7 protein-coding genes are annotated in these 21,726 nt (G+C 69.1%); 1 reads left to right on the top strand and 6 read right to left on the bottom strand.

Annotation, left to right across the window (positions count from 1 at the left end; genetic code table 11):
* Positions 1 to 170 precede the first annotated feature (170 nt).
* Both glyA and ON34_RS22175 read right to left on the bottom strand, forming a co-directional pair.
* Complete coding sequence (gene glyA / locus ON34_RS22170; protein WP_040782496.1) at positions 171 to 1,466, bottom strand: serine hydroxymethyltransferase; 1,296 nt, start codon at positions 1,464 to 1,466, stop codon at positions 171 to 173.
* Positions 1,467 to 1,470: 4 nt separating this feature from the next.
* Entirely contained in the window at positions 1,471 to 2,070 is a 600-nt protein-coding gene (locus ON34_RS22175; RefSeq protein WP_051022973.1) for a TetR/AcrR family transcriptional regulator, read from the bottom strand.
* Positions 2,071 to 2,154: 84 nt separating this feature from the next.
* Between ON34_RS22175 and ON34_RS22180 the strand changes: the two genes are divergently transcribed.
* Positions 2,155 to 2,610 carry a PaaI family thioesterase gene (locus ON34_RS22180; RefSeq protein ID WP_040782803.1) on the top strand — a complete coding sequence of 152 codons (456 nt, stop codon included), beginning with the start codon at positions 2,155 to 2,157 and terminating at the stop codon, positions 2,608 to 2,610.
* Positions 2,611 to 2,870: 260 nt separating this feature from the next.
* On the opposite strand, the gene ON34_RS22185 is transcribed toward ON34_RS22180, so the two are convergent.
* The 4 genes from ON34_RS22185 to ON34_RS22200 all read right to left on the bottom strand — a co-directional run bounded on the left by ON34_RS22185 (position 2,871) and on the right by ON34_RS22200 (position 20,771).
* Positions 2,871 to 4,070 carry a hypothetical protein gene (locus ON34_RS22185; RefSeq protein WP_040782498.1) on the bottom strand — a complete coding sequence of 400 codons (1,200 nt, stop codon included), beginning with the start codon at positions 4,068 to 4,070 and terminating at the stop codon, positions 2,871 to 2,873.
* 79 nt (positions 4,071 to 4,149) lie between these two features.
* Complete coding sequence (locus ON34_RS22190) at positions 4,150 to 5,517, bottom strand: wax ester/triacylglycerol synthase domain-containing protein (protein WP_040782499.1); 1,368 nt, start codon at positions 5,515 to 5,517, stop codon at positions 4,150 to 4,152.
* A 104-nt stretch (positions 5,518 to 5,621) separates the two neighbouring features.
* Positions 5,622 to 6,542 (bottom strand): aldo/keto reductase, encoded by a 921-nt coding sequence (locus ON34_RS22195; protein WP_040782806.1) that lies wholly within the window; start codon positions 6,540 to 6,542, stop codon positions 5,622 to 5,624.
* A gap of 27 nt (positions 6,543 to 6,569) precedes the next feature.
* A complete protein-coding gene (locus ON34_RS22200) occupies positions 6,570 to 20,771 on the bottom strand; it encodes a non-ribosomal peptide synthetase (RefSeq protein WP_444543832.1) in 14,202 nt (4,733 codons plus the stop codon).
* Positions 20,772 to 21,726: the final 955 nt, after the last annotated feature.

Below are 21,726 nucleotides of genomic sequence, written 5' to 3' on the forward strand. Positions count from 1 at the left end.
CTGCGGCCTCCCCGCAACCCCGGGCCAGGCGTCGAACGCCGTGCTCGTAGGACGCGTCCACTCGGCTCACGGCGACGTGGCACAGATCCAGCGCCGCCGCGCCGAGGAGCGGATGTCGCGCACGTGCGGCAGCACTGGCGCGACTACCGAATATGCGAAACGGGGTCCGGTCAGCCGAGCAGGCGCCAGTCCTCCAGACCGCCGTACAGCGGAACGTCCTTGGCGAGCTTGCTCACTCGGGCCCGCAGCGAGTCCAGGTCCGCGGTACCGGCCAGCGCGCTGGCGATGATGTCGGCGACCTCGGCGAACTCGGTGTCGCCGAAGCCACGGGTGGCCAGAGCCGCGGTACCGATGCGCAGGCCGGAGGTGACCATCGGCGGACGCGGGTCGAACGGAACGGCGTTGCGGTTCACCGTGATACCGATCTCGTGCAGCAAGTCTTCGCCCTGCTGGCCGTCGAGTTCGGAGTTGCGCAGGTCGACCAGCACCAAGTGCACGTCGGTGCCGCCGGTGAGCACGCTGATGCCCTTGTCCTTGACGTCGGCGGCGGTGAGGCGCTCGGCGAGGATTTTCGCGCCCGACAGGGTGCGTTCCTGGCGGTTGCGGAACTCCTCGGTCCCGGCGATCTTGAAGGCGACGGCCTTGGCGGCGATGGCGTGCATGAGCGGCCCGCCCTGCTGGCCGGGGAACACCGAGCTGTTCAGCTTCTTGGCGTACTCCTGCTTGGCCAGGATCAGGCCCGAACGCGGACCGCCCAGCGTCTTGTGCACGGTCGAGGACACCACGTCGGCGTACGGCACCGGCGAGGGGTGCAGCCCGGCGGCGACCAGGCCGGCGAAGTGCGCCATGTCCACCCACAGGTAGGCGCCGACCTCGTCGGCGATCGAGCGGAACGCCGCGAAGTCCTGATGGCGCGGGTAAGCCGACCAGCCCGCCACGATGACCTTCGGACGCGCCCGCAGGGCGATCTCGCGCACCTCGTCCATGTCGACGCGGTGGTCTTCCTTGCTCACCCCGTAGGAGTGCACCTCGTAGAGCTTGCCGGAGAAGTTCAGGCGCATGCCGTGGGTGAGGTGACCGCCGTGCGCGAGGTCGAGACCGAGCAGCTTGTCGCCCGGGTCCATCAGCGCCATCAGCACCGCGGCGTTCGCCTGCGCGCCGGAATGCGGCTGCACATTGGCGAATTCGGCGCCGAACAGTTCCTTGGCGCGGTCGCGCGCCAGGGTCTCCACCACGTCGACGTGCTCGCAGCCGCCGTAGTAGCGCCGACCCGGGTAGCCCTCGGCGTACTTGTTGGTGAGCACGCTGCCCTGCGCCTGCAGCACCGCGCGCGGCACGAAGTTCTCGGAGGCGATCATCTCCAGGGTGTCGCGTTCGCGGGCGAGCTCGCCTGCCATCGCGGCAGCGAGCTCCGGATCGAGCTCACCGAGAGACTGGGAATTGACAGAGGCGGTCGTCTGCGTCACGGGCTCAGTCTATGGGCCGGGGGACGGCGTCTCGAGCAGGGGGTTCATCCAGGTAGTTCTCCAGCAGGACGGTGAGATGTCGCTGCGCGTCTTCCAGCGGCCGGGTGGATTTCATCGCCCGCGCCTGGACGATGGCGCCTTCCATCGCGCTGAACGCGAAACTGCTGAACGATCGTGCCTCTTCCGCGGACAGGCCCGCGCCGGTCAGAGCGGCGCCCAGCCGCTCGTGCCAGTCGGAGAAGACCGCGCCCGCGGCGGCCTGCACGCGGGGCTCTGATTCGGCGAGAGCCGCGCCGACGACCGGGCACCCCGCGCGGTACTCGGTCTTCTCCAGTGCGGTGACCCACCAGCCGAGCAGTGACCCGAACCAGCGCCGCGGGGGCGCGGCCGTGATCTTGTCGATCACCGTGCCGATCCGGTCGCCCGCGACCCGGGTCGCGGTCTCGACCAGCTCGCTCTTTCCGGAGGGGAAGTGCTGGTAGAGCGAGTTGCGCGAGGCGTTGCCGCGTTCCAGCAGAGCCGCGAGGCCCGCGGCGTGCACGCCCTGCTCGCGAACCAGCTCGATGGCGCTTTCGATCAGCCTGGTGCGCGGTCCGGGGGTCATGCGGATTCCTTGCTCACGGTTGCGTGAACCGATCGGTCCATGTTGCAATCATGGCAGATGTGGACCGATCGGTTCACCGAAAGGATGGGATCGATGTCCGACCCGACTCAGCTGTCCGGTCTCGAACTCCTGCGCACCGCGATGACCAGGGCGGATCGCCCGCCGTTCATCGGTGACCTGCTGGGCATGGAGGTCGACGAACTCGAGCACGGCAAGGTGGTCTTCGCGCTGCGCACCCGGCCCGATTTCGCCAACCCGCTCGGCACCACGCACGGCGGCATCTGCGCCACCCTGCTCGACTCGGTGATGGGTTGCGCGGTGCACAGCACGCTGGACGCGGGCGTCGGCTACACCACGCTCGAGCTGAAGATCAACTACATCCGTTCGGTCCCCACCGACGGACAGCGGCTCACCGCGACCGGCACCACCATCCACGTCGGCCGCACCACCGCGACCGCCGAGGGCCGGGTGGTCGACGAGCAGGGCCGCCTGATCGCGCACGCCACCACCACCTGCGTCATCTTCCGCGGAGACCGCTGACCCGAATTCCTGGGGCACCGCGAACCGTAACGGGAACCGGCGACCCGAGCGGTTTCCCTGGTGACAGCTATGCAGAACCACCCAGTGGAGGAATGACCATGGTCGGCTTGGTTTCGGTGCCCAACTCTCCCATCGAGGCGCTGCTGCGCACCCTTTCGCTGCTGCTGTGCAGCATCTCCGCGGGCGGACAGGGCTGCGCCGTCATCCAGTGACTCCGAATGGCTTGCGACCCGAGCCGGGCCACAAGCCGCGTCCGTCGTTCAGGCCGCGGCGCGCACCGCGCCCGGCGTGAGCGGTTCGTCGAGCAGCCTGCGGAACCGGTCGGCCCGGTCGTCGGCGTCGAGCGCGCGATCGAGCCAGCCGCCCAGCAGTCGATATCCCTCCACATAGGTGGAGATGTAGGCCCGCCACAACGGCGAGGACAGGAATCGCAACGACTGCCGCGCCCGGTCCGGCGTCACCAGACTCCAGGTCTGCAAGAACTCCGCCACCTCGTCGTGGCTGCGCCCCCGGTCGTGCAGCAGCAGCGCGGCATCCTGCCGCACGCCCAGCAGCTTGGCCGAGGCGTTGGAAAGTCGTTCGGCTCGTTCGCCATCGAAGCGCAGGCCGAGGTCGGCGTAGATCTCCTGCGCCCACTTCCCCCAGCCCGGCCCGACGATGGAGCGCAGCGCCAGATCGGCCAGCCCTTCGGCCATCAGGCACTGCGGTGTGTTCACCAGGAACAGCGTCTGCTCGGCCTGCCCGTCGGCGACCAGCCCGGCCTCCTTGCGGCAGTGCTCGGTGTGGTGCCCCGGGTACGACTCGTGTGCGATGAGCTGCGGCAGGTGGGCCATGTGCTGTTTGAGGTCGGAGTTGATCGCGACCCGTGAGTGGTAATTGCCCAGGTAGTAGTTGAATCCGGACCAGGGCTTGTCGCCGACCACCTCGTAGGTCACGTGCTCGTGGTCCGGCAGCGGGTAGCGGGCGCGGACCAGTTCGCGCAGCGCGCTGGAGAACGCCTCGACGCAGACCGACAAGCGCTCCGGTGGGATCTCGTCGGCCTTGCGATGCGCGGCCATTCGTTCGGCAAGCGGTCCGTCGCCCGCGAGCACCTCGTCCATCTGCCGATGCGCGTCCCGGTAGTCGGCCACGTCGCCGGGGGCGATGTCGACGTCGAAGTAGGCCCGGACCTCCTCGACGAACCCGATCTCGTCTCCGGCGAACTTGCGGCCGGAGCATTCCAGCGCGCGCAGGTGCACGTCGAGGAATTCCGCGCGCTGCGGCGACAACCCGGCATCCGGTACCGCGGCCCGCAACTCGGCCGCGCGGCGGGCCAGCTCGCGCGGCTGCGGCGCCGGCGCGTTCTGCACCTCGCGGCGCAGCGCGGGATCGCCGGTGTAGGCGTCGACGAACCCTTCCTCGAGCCGATCGAAGGCGAGGCCGAGTCGCAGGTATTCGGTGACGAGGGGATGCGCTTCCATGCCAGCCGACATTAGCGCGAAACGCGGGGCATCACAGTCCGGGCCTGGTGCTGGCTACCGGAAACTGGGCAGCCGATCGTCAGTCCGAGTCGCCGAGGGCGGCGGCGATCTCGTGGAACGATTCCCGCAGGATGTCGGTGTAATCGTCCACGTCGGGGACTATCTCGGGATCACACGCCACGGACACGGTGAAGCTGTCGCCCACGCCGACGAACGAGTGCGCCAGACCGATGTCCGGGTATACCGGCGGCAGCATGCCGGCGAAGCGAAACGGCTTGCCCAGCAACGACCATTCGGCGGTCGGCTCGCATTTGATGCTGGTCAAGATCGTATGCGCGACGGCGGGCGCCGCGTCGGCGGGCGGGAGCGTGCCGTACCTCGCCCGGTATACCCGGCTCGGGAGCAGGTCGATCAACTCCAGTCGGGTGAGTTCGCGGCGGCTCGATGCCGAGGCACGGCGTACCCGCAGGTTGGCGTCGACAACCCGTGCGCGGGTGGCGAGATCGCTTTCGCCGGGGAACAGGTCGACCACGTCGGCGCCCACGTGATTGACACCCATCACCGGCGCATCGGGCACCGCGATGGTCACGAACGCCGCGAGATCGTCCGGGCACGCGTCCTGTTTTTCCAGATATCGCTGCATGGCACGCGAGATGGCGGTCAGGCCGATGGATGTCACGGTGATCCCAGGCGCCCGGACGGCCCGCAGTTCCAACGGGAATGTCCGCATGACGCGTCCCGGACCGATCCGCTGGTTGAGCACCGTCCGGGTGCGCGGTGGCGTGTTCGGCCCGCTGTCGTCGCCGTCCCGGGCGATGCGCCGGTTCTCGGCTCCGACGCGGGCGTTGAAACGCAGCACCTGGAACGGCCAGCGCACCGCGCCTCCCACGGCGGCGAGTCCGAGGCGCAGGCCCAGTCGCTTGGCGGCAGGCCCGAGATTCTCGATCCGCACCGGTGCGGGCGCCGACGCGAACAACGCTTCCGACAGCGACGTCATGGCCGGGCCCGCCATGAGCGCGTGACTGACGTGCATCATCACCACGGTGCCCACACCGTTCAACGTCGGTACGCCGGAGACGCCGGTAAAGACGTGCAGCTGCCATGCGCTGACCCGAGCATCCAGCGGCCGCTCCAGAATGCGCCCCATCTGGTCGAGGCACCCCGTCCAGTCCAGTTCCGCCGCATGGGTGACGACGTGACTGTCTATCGGACTGTCGTCGACGCCCCAGAACGGATGGGCGAGCCCGCCAGGCACGTCGTGAATCCGGCGGCGCAGCGGTTCGAGCACGTCGGCGCGTTCGCCGATGTGACGGGCGATGTCGGCGGCGTCCGGCGGCGCGCCGGTCTCGCTGTCGAACACCCACCACATCGGCCAGTCGGTGACCCGCCCCGAGCCAACGAAGTAGTAATAGGAGGCATCATTGGCCACCAGCTGTGATTCGCGCATCCTGCTGCTCTCGTCGAACTCGGGGTTTGCCGCACTCTATCGCCGGAAGGCCGAAATCGCCTGGCGCCATGGGCAACCAGGGCGAAGTCGTACCGGCTGTCCGATCAGTTGCGGGTCAATTTCGGCAGCCGGAAGCGGCGAGCACGCGGCGCGGGAGCGCTGACCTCGGACAGGGCGGCGTATTCCGCGTCGGTGAGCGAGATGGTGGCGGCCGCGACGTTCTCCTCCAGATGCGCCACGCTGGAGGTGCCGGGGATGGGCAGCAGCACCGGAGAGCGACGCAGCAGCCAGGCGAGCGCGAGCTGCGACGGGCTGGCGTCCTCGCGCGCGAAGGTGTCCAGGACACCGCCCGGGCGGGCGAGCTCACCCGTGGCCATGGGGAACCACGGGATGAACGCGATGTCGTTCGCCTCCGCGTACTCGAGCAGCTCCTCCGCCTCCCGGTTGGCCAGGTTGTACAGGTTCTGCACCGAGACGATGTCGACGATCTTGCGGGCCTGCTCGAGCTGGGCGACGGTCACCTGGGAGAGGCCGATGTGCCGGATCTTGCCCTCTTGCCGCAGCAGCGCCAGCTCACCGAGTTGGTCGGCGAGCGGCACCTTCGGGTCGATCCGGTGCAGTTGATACAGATCGATGCGCTCCAGACCGAGGTGGCGCAGGCTCAATTCGAGCTGCTGGCGCAGGTATTCGGGGCGGCCGACCGGACGCCAGTCACCGGGACCGGGCCGGGTCAGGCCGCCCTTGGTCGCGATGACCACGTCGTCGGCGTACGGATGCAGCGCCTTGCGGATCAGCGTTTCACTGACGAACGGACCGTAGGAGTCCGCGGTGTCGATGAAGGTGACACCGAGTTCCACGGCGCGGCGAAGGACGCGCACGGCCTCATCCGGATCCTTGGGGTCGCCCCATACGCCCTCGCCGGTGATCTGCATCGCGCCGTAGCCGAGGCGATGGACCGGGAGGTCGCCGCCGAGGGCGAAGGTGCCCGAGGCGGCGGCGGGACGTGACTCGGCTTGTGTGGTCATGCTTTCCTTCCGAATGGGGCTGATCACTCAGCGTGCGCTGTTATCGCTCGGGGCGGGAAAGAACCCGGAGTCGATGAAGGACTCGACGTACGCGTCCAGCGCGGCCGTATCGATCGGCGGGCAATGGATTCCGTGCCCGGCGAGCTCCGTACGAGTCTGGGTGTCGTCGACGGAGACCGCAACCCCGCCGTAATTGCCACTGACCAGGGCGGCGCGCACCAGCGAGTCATCACCGGCCGCGTCGCGCGCCGCGGCTTCCTCGGCCAGCTTGGTGGCGATTTCCTCGATGGAGGCGATCTCGACCGGGATCCCGTGCCTGCGCAAGGCCTGGAAGATGTCGCGAATCGCCACCCGCTGCGGGTTCACCAGGTGATAGGCCGACCCGCTGGGGGCTTCGGCCGCCAGCGCCACAATGGCACGGGCCACGTAGTTCACCGGCACCAGCGCGGTGTCGGCGTCGCCGGTGTCGGGGGCGAGCCCGAGGATGGCGGCCGCGCGGATCATGTTCCAGAACGAGTCGTCCGCGCTGTTCACGCCGATCCGCGGATCACCGGAGACGATTCCGGGACGGTAGATGTTCACCGGCACACCGCGTGCGCCCGCTTGCCGGATCAGTTGCTCGGCAACCCATTTGCTGGCCACATACCCGTTCGGGGAGACCTCGCCGACGTCCAGCACCACGTCCTCGGGGCCGCGGAAATCCGGTCCGGGAGCGGCCGGAATCACCGCGTTGACGGTCGACACGAAATGCACCGGCTTGATCCGGCCGGTGGTCGCCAACCGCAACACCTCGCGGGTGCCCTCCACATTGGCGGCGCGCAGCCGCGCGTAGGGCTCGATGTGGTTCACCCGGGCACCGTTGTGGTAGACCGCGTCGATCCGCTCGGCCAGCCGGTCATAGCCGGCCTCGTCGAGCCCGAAGCGGGGTGCCGCCAGATCGCCTGCGACAGCGACGATGCGGAGTTCGTAGGCGTCTTCCCAGATGCGGTACTTCTCCAGGGCGTTGCGAATCCGCTTCAGCGCCCGCTCGTCGTCGTCGCTGCGAACCAGGCACCAGACGCGTGCCCGGGTACCGGTCAGCAATTCGCGGAGCAAGTGCGCGCCGACGAACCCGGTCGCACCGGTGAGCAGCACGTCCCGCGCGGTTTCCGCGGGCGGCGCGGCACCGGCGCCATCGATCTCCGGCTGGAGAACCGCATCGGCGGCGATCATCGCGGAGTCGTCGGCCGGGACCGCCGCGGGCTCGTCCAGGTTGTCGATGCGGGCAGCCAGGCCGCGCACGGTAGGCGCGGTGAACAACGCCGCCATCGGCACGTCGACGCCGAGCCTGGCGGTCAGCGCGCGCTGCAACGTGAACGCGAGCAGCGAGGTGCCGCCGAGATCGAAGAAATCGTCCTCCGCACCGGCCCTGGCGATGGCGAGCACGTCGACGAACACCTCGGCGACCGCCCGTTCGGTCGGAGTCGCCGGTGCGACGAAATCGCGGGCCCGGAACACCGGTTGCGGCAGCGCGGCCCGATTCAGCTTCCCGCTGTCGTTCATCGGGAAGGAATCGAGCACCATGATGGCCGACGGCACCATGTACGACGGCAGCACCTGCGCCAGCGACTCGCGCAGAGCGTCGACCGCGAGGTCGGTCGCCGCCGGAACCACGTAGGCGACCAGCTGGTCGCCGCTGTCCGACGCCGTCACCACGACCACAGCCTGTGCGACGGACGACTCGGCCAGCAGCGCGGCCTCGATCTCGCCCAGCTCGATCCGGTGGCCGCGGATCTTCGCCTGGAAGTCGCTGCGTCCCAGATACTCCAGCACGCCGTCGGCGCGGCGGCGCACCAGGTCACCGGTCCGGTACATCCGGGCGCTCGGCGGCCCGTACGGGTCGGCGACGAATCGATCGGCGGTCAAGTCCGCACGCCGCAGGTAGCCGCGCGCCAACTGGTCTCCGGCCAAATACAGTTCGCCGACCACGCCCGCCGGTACCAGATGCAGGCGGGAGTCCAGCACATAGGTCCGGGTATTCCACTCCGCGACACCGATCGGCACGGTGGCCCGGTCGTTGGTGGACGCGGGCCAGTACGTCACCGACACCGCGGCTTCGGTCGGACCGTACAGATTGTGCAGCCCGGCGCTCGACAACGCGGCGAACTCGGCGACGGTGCTCGGCGGCAAAGCCTCACCGATGACGAAAACCGCACGCAGAGACGCCAATTGCTCCGCTTCGGCCGCGGCGAGGAACACCTGGAGCACGGAGGGGACGAAGTCGGTGACCGTCACCTGGTGGGCGGCGATCAGACCGGCGATGTACTCCGGATCGCGCTGGCCGCCCGGTGCGGCGAGCACCAGTCGCGCACCCACCCACAGCGGAACGAAGAATCCCCACAGCGACACGTCGAACGTCGTCGCCGTCTTCTGCAGGTAGACGTCCTCGGGCCGGAACGAATACTGCGCGGCCATCCATTCGATCTGGTTGGTGATCGCGCCGTGCGACACCATCACACCCTTGGGGCGGCCGGTCGACCCCGACGTGAACAGCACATACGCCGGATGGTCCGCACGCAGGGGCGCGCGCAGCTCGCCCGCGGCGACGGGATCGGCCGAGTACGCCGACAAGTCGAGGGAGTCGACATCGAGGACCGGAACCCCGGAATCGGGTACCGGATTGCCGTTGTCCGTGAGCACGCACACCGGCTCGGCCACTTCCAGCACGTACGCGATCCGGCCCGCGGGATGATCGAGGTCAAGGGGCAGGTACGCGCCTCCCGCGGTCAGCACCGCGTACATCGCGACCAGCAGCCCCGGAGAACGCGGCATCGCCAGGGCGACCACGGACTCGGGGCCGATCCCCTGCCCGATCAGGTACCGGGCCAAGCGGTTGACGCGTGCGTCGAATTCCCGATAAGACCAGGCCGTATCGTCGTGCACCACGGCGACCGCGTCCGGTGTGGCGGCGACGGAACGGCGGTAGCCGGTCAGCAGGTTATCCGCCGACACCGGATGCGCCGTGTCGGCCGCGTCGGACAGCAGCCGCGCACGTTCGGCCGGATCGATCACCTCGATGTCACCGAGCACCGCCGTGGGGTCGGCGGCGATCGCGGACAGCAGGCGCACGAACCGGTCGACGAAGCCTTGCACGGTGTCGTGGTCGAACATGTCGGCGGCGTAGCTGACCACGCCGCCGATCCCGGTGGGCGTGCCCGCGTCGTCGTAGGTGTCGCCCACCATCCAATGCAGGTCGAACTGCGATACCTCGGTACCGATATCCAGGCCGGAGACGGTGAGGTCCGGCAGCTCCAGCGTGACGGGCTCCAGATTCTGGAACGACAGCGCCACCTGGTACAGCGGGTGCCGCGCCGTCGACCGGACCGGTTTCAGCGCGTCGACCAGCCGCTCGAAGGGCACGTCCGCGTTCGCGAACGCCTGGATATCGGTCGTCCGCTGCCGTCCGAGCAGATCGGTGAAGGTCTCCCCGGCGTCGTATCCGGTGCGGAACACCAGGGTGTTGATGAACATGCCGACCAGGTCGTCCAGCACCGCCTCGCCCCGCCCGGCGACCGGCGAACCGATGGCGATGTCGTCGGTGCCCGACAACCGCGCCAGGAGCACCGCCAGCGCCGTGTGCACGACCATGAACAGGGTCGCGCCTTCGGCTCGGGCCAATTCCACCAGCGCGCGGTGGGTTTCCGCGTCGATGCGCACCGCCACGCCGCCACCGGCGTAGGAACGCGTCAGCGGACGCGGCCGATCCGACGGCAGGTCGAGCTGATCCGGCAGCCCGGCCAATGCCTGCTTCCAGTAGGCGATCTGCTTGGCCGCCAAGGATTCCGGATCGTCTTCGGCGCCGAGCACCTCCCGCTGCCACAGGCTGTAGTCGGCGTACTGCACCGGCAACGGCGCCCACGCGGGAGCCGCACCGGCACAGCGAGCCGCGTACGCGGTCATCAGATCACGGGTCAGCGGGCCGATCGAGGACCCGTCGGCGGCAATGTGGTGCACCACCATCGCCAGCACGTATTCGGGTGCGGTGGGGCTGTCGCCGCTGAGGTCGAACAGCACCACCCTGAGGGGCACGTCGGTGGTGAGGTCGAAAGCCGTACCCGCCAAGGCCACGACGGCATCCCTGACGTCGGCCGGGGCGACGGCCCGGATCTCGAAGCGCGGAACCGCCTGTGCCACTGGCAGGATCACCTGCACGGGAGTGTCCTGCGCCTCCCCGGAATCCTGGTGCGGATATATGGTGCGCAGGATCTCGTGACGAGCCACCAGATCCTCGATCGCCGTCCGCAGCGCGTCCGTATCGATGACGCCGGTCAACCGCACCGCCAGCGGCACGTTGTAGGCCACCGAGGCGGTGTCGAAGCGGTTGAGGAACCACATGCCCTGCTGCGCCAAGGACAACGGAATCCGCTCCGGCCGCGGACCGGCGGTCAACGGCCGACGACCCGTCCCGGTCGAATCCTCGCCCAGGCGCGCCGCGAGCGCGGCCACTGTCGAGGCCTCGAACAGCAACCGCACCGGGATGCGGACGTCCAGTGCGGCGCCGAGCCGCGCGATCACCCGGGTGGCGATCAGCGAGTTGCCGCCCAGTTCGAAGAAGTCGTCGTCGGCCCCGACCGGCGTCGCCGGGCGGAGCAATTCGGTGAACGCGCCCGCGACCAGTTCCTCCAACGGCCCGGACGGCGCCCGATACTGCCTGGCCTGCAACACCGGCGCGGGCAGCGCGGCACGGTCGAGTTTGCCGACCGGGGTCAGCGGGATCTCGTCCAGCACCATGACGGTGGTGGGCACCATGTGCGCGGGCAGGCTGCGTTCGGCGAACGCGACGAGCTCGTCGGGCCGGGCGGTCGCACCGGCGGCGGCATGCACGTACGAGACGAGAATGGTCGCGCCGCTGGCGAGTTCGTGCCCGATGGTGACCGCGAAGTCGACGGTGTCGTGCGCGCCGAGGACCGCGTCGATCTCGCCGAGTTCGATGCGGAACCCCCGGATCTTCACCTGGAAGTCATTGCGGCCCAGATACTCCAGCTTGCCATCGGCGGTCCGACGCACAAGATCGCCGGTCCGGTACAGGCGGTCCCCACTCGGGTCGAACGGATTCGCCACGAAACGGGCGGCGGTCAACCCCGGTCGCTCATGATATCCGCGCGCCACCTGTGCCCCGGCGATGTACAACTCGCCGACGACCAGGTCCGGCACCGGCTTCAGCCGCGGATCCAGCACGTACTCGGTGATGTTACGGATCGGCCCGCCGATGGTGACGGTCTCCCCCGGCACCAGCGGCGCGCTGATATTGGTCATGATCGTGGTCTCGGTGGGCCCGTACCCGTTGTAGAACTCGCGGGTGCGGCGCCCGGCGATCGGGACCGTCCAGCGTTGGACCAGGTCCGGCGGGCACGCCTCGCCACCGGCGATCACCACGCGGAGCTTGTCCAGTCCGGCCGGGTCGACCGACGCCAGGGCCGTGGGGGTGATGAACGCGTGCGTCACGCGCTCCCGGCCCAGCAGCGCGGCCAACTCCGCCCCGCCGTAGACGGTCGGCGCCGCCACGACCATGGTCGCGGCGCCGCCCACCGCCAGCAGCAGTTCCAGCACCGACGCGTCGAACGACGGCGACGCGAAATGCAAGGCCCGTGACGTGCTGGTCACCCGATAGCGCTCGCGCTGCTCGTCGCAGAAGCTCGACAGTCCGGCCTGCCGGACGACCACGCCTTTGGGTTTGCCGGTCGAGCCGGAGGTGTAGATGACATAGGCCGGGTGCTCGGCGCGCAGCGGCCGGGTGCGATCCACGTCGGCGATCGGCGCGGCCGAGTAGTCATCGAGCCGTCGATCGATGTCATCGGTATCGATGACCAGCCACTCCACCTCTTCGGGCAGGTCAGCGCATACCTCGGCGACAGTGAGTCCGAGCACGGCGCGCGAATCCGAGACCATGTGCGCGACCCGGTCGGCCGGATAGTTCGGATCCACGGGCACGAACCCGGCACCGGTCTTGGCGACGGCCCACACCGCGAGCACCGAGTCGATCGACCGCGGAATGCCGATCGCGACCAGATCCTCCGGGCCGATGCCGCGCTCGATCAGCAGCCGAGCCAACCGGGTCGACCGATCGTCGAGGTCGACGTACTCCATCTCGCCCAACCGCGTCGAGGCGTCCGCATAGACGACCGCGACACCATCGGGATTGCTCTCCACGGCCCCCGCCAGCAGCTCCGGCAGCAGCGTGACACCGACCTGCTCGGCTGTACTCGACGCGGCGGGCCGGACCGGCGCGGTCAGCGCCCGATCCTGTTCGGCGACGTCGACGATGCCGATCTCACCGACGATCGCGCGTGGATCAGCGGCGACAGCGGCGAGAACCCGCTCGAATCGTCGAGCGAGCCGCTGTGCGGTCGCTTCGTGGAAAAGCTCAGACGCATAGGTGAACACTACGATGAGCTCGTCCGGCCTTCCATCCGGGCGGTGCCGCGGCTCCACGATGACCTGGAGGTCGAATTTCGCCACGTCCTCGTCGGTCTCCAGCGCCGAGACCGTCAGACCGGGCAGTTCCAGCGATGGCCGCTGGGTGTTCTGGAACGACAGCATCACCTGGAACAGCGGATTCCCCGCGCCGCCCGAACCGGAGAGGACCGCTTCGACCACCTGTTCGAACGGAATGTCGGCGTTGGCGAAAGCGGTGAGGTCGGTCTCGCGGACCTGGTCGAGGAGCGTCTCGAACGTGGCGGCCGGATCGACCTCGGTGCGCAGCGTCAGCGTGTTGACGAACATGCCGACCAGATCGTCCAGGGCGGCCGCGCCTCGACCCGCGATCGGCGTGCCGATGGCGATGTCGGAGCCACCGGACAACCGGGCCAGCAGCGCCGCCAATGCGGCGTGGACCACCATGAACAGCGACGAATTGTGCTCGCGAGCGAGGCGGGCGATGCCCTCGTGCACCGGCGCGGGCACCACCACGCCGGTCGACGCACCGCGCAGCGACGCCATCGCCGGACGCGGACGGTCGAGCGGCAGCTGCGAGGCGGCGGAAATCCCGGCCAGCTGCTGCCTCCAGTACGCCAATTGCCGTGCGGCGATGGAGTTCTCCTCGTCAGAGGCGCCGATGACCGCCCGCTGCCAGACCGCGAAATCCGCGTACTGGATTTCGAGCGGCGCCCAGCCCGGTGCGCTGCCCCCGACACGCGCCAGATATGCCGTCACCAGGTCCCGCGCCAGCGGCGCGAGCGAGGAGCCGTCCGCCGCGATGTGGTGCACGACGAAGACGAGCAGATGTTCGTCGTCGGCCGGGCCGGAGAACAGCCGGATCCGCACGGGCGGATGCTCGGTGACGTCGAATCCCGCGGACAGCAGTTTGGCTACCTGGCCGGGGTCGGCGGCGGCGACCGTCTCGACCTCCAGCCCGTCCGGCAGCGTTTCGGCCACCGACAGGATCTCCTGGTGCGGAGTACCGTCCGGGCCGTCCACCGGGAACCGTGTGCGCAGCGCTTCGTGCCGCTCCAGCACGTCCAGCACGGCCTGCCGCAACGCGGGCACGTCGAGGGCGCCGGTGAGCCGCAGCGCGAACGGCAGGTTGTAGGCCGGGGATTCGGTGTCGACCTGGTTGAGCACCCACATGCGCTGTTGCGCCAGCGACAGCGGCACCGGATCCGGTCGCGTGGCCCGAGTCAGCGGAGGACGACTCGCGGCGGCGCCGGAGCCCGGCACGATCCGCGCCGCCAGTTCGGCGACCACGGGCGCGTCGAACAGGGTCCGCACCGACACCCGCGCGTCCAGCGCCGCACTCAGCCGGGCCACCACCTGGGTGGCGACCAGCGAGTTGCCTCCGAGGGCGAAGAAGTCGTCATCGGCGCCGACCTGGTCCACGCCGAGCACGTCGGCGAACACCCCGGCCACGATCTCCTCGATGGGGGTGGACGGCGCCCGGAACTCCCGGCCGGTGAACGTCGGCCGCGGCAACGCCTTGCGATCCAGCTTGCCGCTGGTGTTGAGCGGGAAGGCGGCCAGCTCCACGACCGTGGCCGGAACCATGTAGGCGGGCAGGGTCCGCGCCAACGCGGGCAGCAGCCGCGCCGGATCGATCCCGGCTCCCGGCGCGGGCACCGCGTAGGCCACCAGCTGATCGCCGAGTTCCGACGGCACCACCACGGCGACGGCCTGGCTCACCGCTGGCTGCTCGAGCAGGGCCGATTCGATGTCACCGAGCTCGATGCGCTGACCGCGGAACTTCACTTGGAAATCGGTGCGGCCCAGGTACTCCAGCACGCCGGAATCCGCCGGGGTGTCGCCGCGACCGGGCGTGCGCCAGATCACCAGATCCCCGGTCCGGTACATCCGCTCGCCAGAGCCGAACGGGTCGGCCACGAATCGATCCGACGTCAGGTCGGGGCGGGCCACGTAGCCGCGAGCCAGTTGGTCACCGGCCAGATACAGTTCGCCGGGAACCCCGGCCGGTACCGGCCGCAGCCGCGAATCCAGCACGTAGACGCGGCTGTTCCACTGCGGCGACCCGATCGGCACTCTGGTGAACTCGTCGCCGGACGCTTGCCAGTAGGTGATGGATACCGCGGCTTCGGTCGGTCCGTACAGGTTGTGCACGGCGGCGTCGGAGATCGCGCGCAGCGCGGCGACGGTTTCCGGCGGCAGCGCCTCGCCGATCGCGAACACGTGCCGCAGCGTCGGGACGGCACCGGCCGCCGTGTGGGCGGCGAACACCGCAAGCATCGAGGGAACGAAGTCGGTGACGGTAACACGCTGTGCGGCAATCGTTTCCGCGATGTAGACCGGGTCGCGGTGACCGTCGTGCGTGGCGACGACGAGTTTCGCACCGGCCCGCAACGGCATGAAGTAGCCCCAGAGCGAGACGTCGAAGGTGGTGGCCGTCTTCTGGAAGTACACGTCGTCGGCGCTCAACGGATATTCGGCGAGCATCCAGGTGATCTGGTTGTGGATCGCGCCGTGCGACACCGCGACACCCTTCGGGCGCCCGGTGGAGCCCGACGTGAAGATCACGTACGCCGGGTTTTCCTGCCGCACCGGTCGCGACAGTTCCTCGGCGCGCACCGGGCTGCCGTCGAAGGCGTCCAGATCGACTGTGTCGATGCGCGACCCCGCACTCCATCGCTGGGTGTCGATGTGCAGCACCGGAATCCCGTCCGGCACGGGCACGGCGTCGGTGGTCGTGGTGAGCACGCACACCGGTTCGGCGGTGTTCAGCACGTGCTGGATGCGCTCGTCCGGATGATCCGGATCCAGCGGCACGTAGGCGCCACCCGCGGTGATGATCGCGTACATTCCGACGACCAGGTCCAGCGAACGCCGGACCGCGAGGCCGACCAGCGATTCCGCGCCCACTCCCCGCGAGATGAGCAGCCGCGCGAGCCGATTCACGCGCGCGTCGAACTCCCGGTAGGTCAGCTCCTGGCCCTCGTAGACCACCGCGACCCGATCCGGATGCGTCCGCACCGCACGGCGGTAGCCGTCCAGCAGCAGTTCCGGCTCGACCGGATGCCGGGTGTCGTTCCAGTCCCGCAGGATCCGATCGCGCTCACCGCCGGTCAGCATGATGTCGATATCGCCGACCCGTGCGCCGGGATCGCCGACCAGCGCCTCCAGCACCCGCAGCAGCCGTGCGGCAAGGGCGTCCACCTCGTCGGCGGTGAACCGGCTGGCCAGATACTTCCACGTCAGCTCGATCGTGGACGCCGAGTGCACCAGCAGCGTCAAGGGGTAGTGCGTATCGTCCTGAAGGCCGACGCCGGTCACCGACATGCCGTCGACGGAACTGACGGCGGCGATCGCGTCCCGGTCGATCGGGTACGACTCGAAGATCAGCAGGGTGTCGAACTGCGCTCCGGCGCCGACCGCGCGCTGGATATCGGTGAGACCAACATAGTGGTGGTCGAGCAGATCGGCCTGATCGCGTTGCAGGCGCTCCAGCAGCTCGCCCACCGCGAGGCGATCGTCGACACGCACACGCACCGGCAGCGTGTTGATGAACAAGCCCACCATGGATTCCACGCCGGTCAGCTCGCCGGGGCGGCCGGACACCGTCGCGCCGAACACCACGTCACCGCGACCGGTGAGCCGCCCGAGCAGCACCCCCCACGCCGCCTGCACCAGCGTGTTCACCGTGACGCCGAGCTCGGCGGCGCGCTTGGTGATCCGTCCGGCGCCGTCGGCGTCGATCTCGGTGATCAGTTTCCCGATCTCGTACCGCTCGGCCGTCCTCGGCTGCGGAGCGAGCCGCGTCGGCTCGTCCACACCGGACAGCGCCTCCGCCCACACCCGCAGCGACGTCTCCTGATCCCGGCCGGCCAGCCAGCTCAGGAAGGTCCGGTAGGACGCGACCCGCGGCAGAGCGGACTGATCACCCCGCGTCGCGTACAGCACCAGCACATCGCGCAGCAGCAGCGGGTTCGACCAGCCGTCGAGCAGGATGTGATGGCTGGTGATCACCAAATGCCACTGCGTGGTTTCGCCGACCGCCGTGCCGGTGCCCGCCCCTCCCGGCAGGCCCGTGCGGTACAGGGTGAACCGCATCAGCGGCGCCGCCGACATATCGAAATGGGTCTCGCGCTCCAGCGTCACCAACCGGTGCAGCTCCGCCGAGCGCTCCGCCTCGGCCAGGTGCGTCAGATCGACCTCACGCCAGGGCACCTCGACCCGGTCCATGATCAGCTGCACGGGGTGGCCATCGGCGTCGGTGACGAACGCGGCCCGCAGGTTCGGATAGCGGTCCAGCACCGCCTGCGCCGCCGCCCGCAGCCGTTCGACGTCCAGGCTGCCGCCCAGCTCGACCCGCGCCTGCGTGATGTACACATCGACGCTGGACTGCGCCATCAGGGCATGGAACAGCAGGCCGGACTGCAATGGCGACAGCGGCCACACATCCGCCAGCGCCGGGTAATCCCGTTCCCATACCTCGATATCCGATTGGCCGACCGTGACCAGCGGCAGGTCCGATGGCGTCAGGCCACCGGCCTCCGGCCGCCGGGCGTGCCGAGCCAGCGCGGCGAGCGCGGCGGCCCACAGATCGGCGAGTTCCCGTACCCGCTCCCGCGACAACAGCCCGCGCGGGAAGGCGAACGACGCGCCAAGCCGCGGACCGTCCGCGCCGTCGGTGACGATCGCGTTGATGTCGATCACGCCGTTGGCGGGCATGTCCGGATCCATCTCGGCGTCCAACTGCCCGAGGTCCGCGACCGGCACCCAACCCGACTCACCGAGTTCCGCGGGGATCTCCCCCGCCGACACCCGGCCCAGGTAGTTGAAGCTGATCTGGCCCGCGTCACCCAGCTGCGCGGCCGTCTCCGGGTTCAGGTGGCGCAGCAGGCCGTAGCCGAGACCCTTGTCGGGGATCGCCAGCAGCTGCTCCTTCACCGTTTTCACGATGTCGCCCAAGGGCTTGCCCCCCTCGAACGCCGCATCGACATCGGCTCCGGCGAGATCCAGCCGGACCGGGTAGGCGCTGGTGAACCAGCCGACGGTCCGGGACAGGTCCGCGCCAGCGGCGACCTCCTCTTCGCGGCCGTGACCCTCCAGCTTGACCAGCACCGTGCCGCCGGAGGCGTCGCCGCGCCACTTGCTCACCGCCAGCGCCAGCGCCGACAGCAGGCCATCGTTGACGCCACCGCGATACCGACCCGGGATCGCGGTCAGCACGGCGTCGGTCACCTCCGCCGACAACGTCACCTCGACGCGGTCGACGGTGGCGAACGTGTCCACCGCCGGATCGAACGCGCGCGCACCGAGCGGCGGGTCCTGGATAGCCGAAACCTGCTGCCAGAACGGCAGTTCGGCGACACGCGCCGGTTGCTTCGCCGCCTCGACGAGGGCGTGCGCCCAGCGCCGCATCGAGGTTCCATTGGCCGGGAGCGCCACCGGCTGTCCCCCGGCCAGTTGCGACCACGCCACGGCCAGATCCGGAATCAGAATCCGCCACGACACGCCGTCGACCACGAAGTGGTGGGCGACGACGAGCAACACATCGCGACGCGATGCGAACCCGGTATCCGAGGAGCTGTCGGTGGCGCCGGTGAAAGCGAACCAGACGAACTGCACCATGGCCGCGTTCGACGGATCGAGCCGCCCGAGGGCCGCGTCGTACTCGGCACTCGCCCGCCGAGACAATTCCGCATCGTCGATGTCGGCGGGCAGCTCGACCCGTCGCACCAGCGTGCCGACGTCCACCGCGCCGGGCTCCAGCGCCTCGAAGAGCCACGACGCGCTGGGCGCTGCGGTTCCCTCCCGCACCTGGCCATTGCGGAGCAACCGTGCGCGCAGCACGTCGTGGTGATCGAACACCGCGCCGATGGTCGCGACCAAGGTGTCCCGATCGATGCCCGCGGGCAGCCGCAGCGCCATCGTCTGCGAGAACCGCTGATACGACGAGCCGCTGGCCAGCGTCGCAGCCATGATCGGCGTCAACGGGATCTCGCCCACCCCGCCACCGGGCAGTTCCGCCAGCCGATGCTGCTCCGCGGCGCCGTCGAGCGAGGCGACCTCGGCCAATGCCGCGACCGTGCGATGATCGAACACATCCCGAGCGGTGAACACGACGCCGCGCGCTTTGGCCCGCGACACCAGTTGGATCGACAGGATCGAATCGCCGCCGAGCGCGAAGAACGAGTCGTCCAGACCCACCCGCTCGACACCGAGCACCGCCGCGAACACCTCGGCGATGATGGACTCGACCTCGGTCACGGGCGCACGGAAGTCGCGTCCGGCGAAGACCGGGTCCGGCAGCGCGTTGCGGTCCAGCTTGCCGATCGGGGTGAGCGGAATCTTGTCCAGCACCACGATCGCCGCGGGCACCATGTACTCCGGCAACCTGGCACCGACGAATGCCGCCAGTTCTGCTGTGTCCACATCGGCGCCCGCATGCGGCAGCACGTAGGACACCAGGGCTTTCGCACCGGACGGGAGCGTCTTGCCGAGGGTGGCCGCGTAATCGACCGCGGGATGGGCGGTGAGCGCGTTGTCGATCTCGCCCAGCTCGATGCGGAAGCCGCGGATCTTCACCTGAAAGTCGGATCGGCCCAGGTACTCGAGGGTGCCGTCGGCCTCGTTGCGCCGCACCAGGTCACCGGTCCGATACAACCGCGCGCCCGGTTCACCGGTCTCCGCACCGAATGGACTGGCCACGAACCGCTCCGCGGTCAGCCCCGGCCGCCCCAGATAACCCTCGGCCAGCGCGGGCCCCGACAGGTACAACTCCCCCACCACGCCCGCTGGCACCGGCCGCAACCGCGCATCCAGCACGAACGCGCCCACCCCAGAGATCGCGGTGCCTATCGTGATCGGCTCGCTCGGCCGCAATGGCCCGCTCAAGGTCGCCCACACCGTCACCTCGGTCGGCCCGTACCCGTTGACGAACAGCCGCCCGTCCCGCGCCCAGCGCCCCACCAGCTCCGGGCTGCACTTCTCGCCGCCGACCTCCACCACCTCGAGGTCGTCGAGCCCGGCCGGATCCACCGATTCCAGCGCGCCCGGCGTGATCACGATGTGTGTGACCCGCTCTCGCCGGAGCAGATCGGCCAGCTCGGAGCCGCCGAACACGTCGGGTGGCGCCACCACCAGCGTCGCCCCCGACGAGAAGGCCACCAGCAGCTCCAGCACCGAGGCGTCGAAATTGGGCGAGGACACGTGCAGGATGCGCGAGCCCTGCCGCACGCGCAGGCCTTCCCGCGCCGCGGCGACCAGCCCGCCGAGTCCGGTGTGGGTGACCACCACGCCCTTGGGTTTCCCGGTCGAACCCGAGGTGTAGATGACGTAGGCGGGGTGCCGGGGATCGATCGGGCGTACCCGGTCGGCGTAGGAGATCGGGTGGCCGGGCAACCCGGCGACTCGCTCGGCGTGCACCGGATCATCGAGTTCGATCCAATCGACATCCGTGCCGAACGCCGAGCGGTGGGCCGTGGTGGTCAACCCGAGCACCGCGCCCGAATCCGAGAGCATGTGCGCGATCCGCTCGGACGGATACACCGGATCCACCGGCACGTACGCCGCGCCCGTCTTCGCGACCGCCCATACGGCCAGCACGGATTCGATGCTGCGCGTGATCCCGATGGCCACCGTGTCACCGGCGCCGATCCGGCGCGCGATGAGCTCGCGCGCCCACCGCGACGACAACTCGTCGAGCTCCCGGTAGGTCAACTGCCGATCATCGGATGGATCCCCCGAGGGGTTGAACCGCACGGCGACGACGTCAGCCGCTGATTCCACAGCTGCTGTGAGCAGACCCCCGAAGAGTAGACCGACCCGGCGACGACCACGCGAGGCACGACGATCCCTACTCATTCCCGCATTTCACCTCTCGCCGCTGAGCGGCATTTTGCATGAAGAAACTCATTTAAAACAAACCACGCTTCGCGAACCAAATACCGCACCGTCGCGAAGAAAGAAATTACCCTACCAAAAACCCCTTACCGGTTATTCCCACATGAGGGAATAACCGGTAGCCAATACGGCGCATCGAAACTATGCCGACTTACTCGGCGCCGTTTCGGCGCACTCGGCATGACTCGATAAATCGGTGCGCGGCCACGGTCCATACCGCCGATACGGGCCCGAAGCTCACCGCAGTCTCGACAAAAAGCCCTCTCACCTGGGATTTCGTTTGCCCACCCCGTTCCGATCGCCGCACCGAAGCGCCCCTTCTGGTCAGCGCAGACACATTCTGCCACAGAACTGCTGGGGCTAAACGAAAGGGCCGAGGACGCGGGAAACGAGTGTAATGCAGCCCACATCGATAGCAATCCGCGAACAGGTCCTACGCATACCTAGGTCGAAATTGCGCGACCGCGCGGCCGAGTAGGGAGGGATGCGCGTCAGCGGACTGGGCGGATGGTTTTCCGACGCATACCAGGAATTGCATTCCGGTCACTCAGGCGGGGAATCCGCATTATTCGCGGACAGCCCGGCTACTCGCGGTGAGCCGCCCTTGGAGATCCCCGCGCACCCGATCGGTATGCCGGAACTCACCGGACCGCTCCTGACCACCGCGCTGGACCTCGATGACGTCGTCAATGCCGATCCGGGGTCGAGAAGATCGGTTCGCCGCCGAGCGGTCCCCGCGGACTCCCCGCCCTGGTCACCGCCTCGTTACCAGCCGATAGTGGACCCCACTCAGCACGTCGTCGCGACGCAGAGCAGAATTCGGCTATGCGGCGACAGCTAGACCGAATCTCACCGG

The sequence above is a fragment of the Nocardia pneumoniae NBRC 100136 genome (assembly GCF_000308755.1).
GTDB lineage: Bacteria > Actinomycetota > Actinomycetes > Mycobacteriales > Mycobacteriaceae > Nocardia > Nocardia pneumoniae.

What these genes read in the sequence shown, in the direction of transcription:
- ON34_RS22175 (WP_051022973.1), bottom strand. Translation starts at nt 2,070, where the DNA reads ATGACCCCCGGACCGCGCACCAGGCTGATCGAAAGCGCCATCGAGCTG.
- ON34_RS22180 (WP_040782803.1), top strand. Translation starts at nt 2,155, where the DNA reads ATGGGATCGATGTCCGACCCGACTCAGCTGTCCGGTCTCGAACTCCTG.
- ON34_RS22185 (WP_040782498.1), bottom strand. Translation starts at nt 4,070, where the DNA reads ATGGAAGCGCATCCCCTCGTCACCGAATACCTGCGACTCGGCCTCGCC.
- ON34_RS22190 (WP_040782499.1), bottom strand. Translation starts at nt 5,517, where the DNA reads ATGCGCGAATCACAGCTGGTGGCCAATGATGCCTCCTATTACTACTTC.
- ON34_RS22195 (WP_040782806.1), bottom strand. Translation starts at nt 6,542, where the DNA reads ATGACCACACAAGCCGAGTCACGTCCCGCCGCCGCCTCGGGCACCTTC.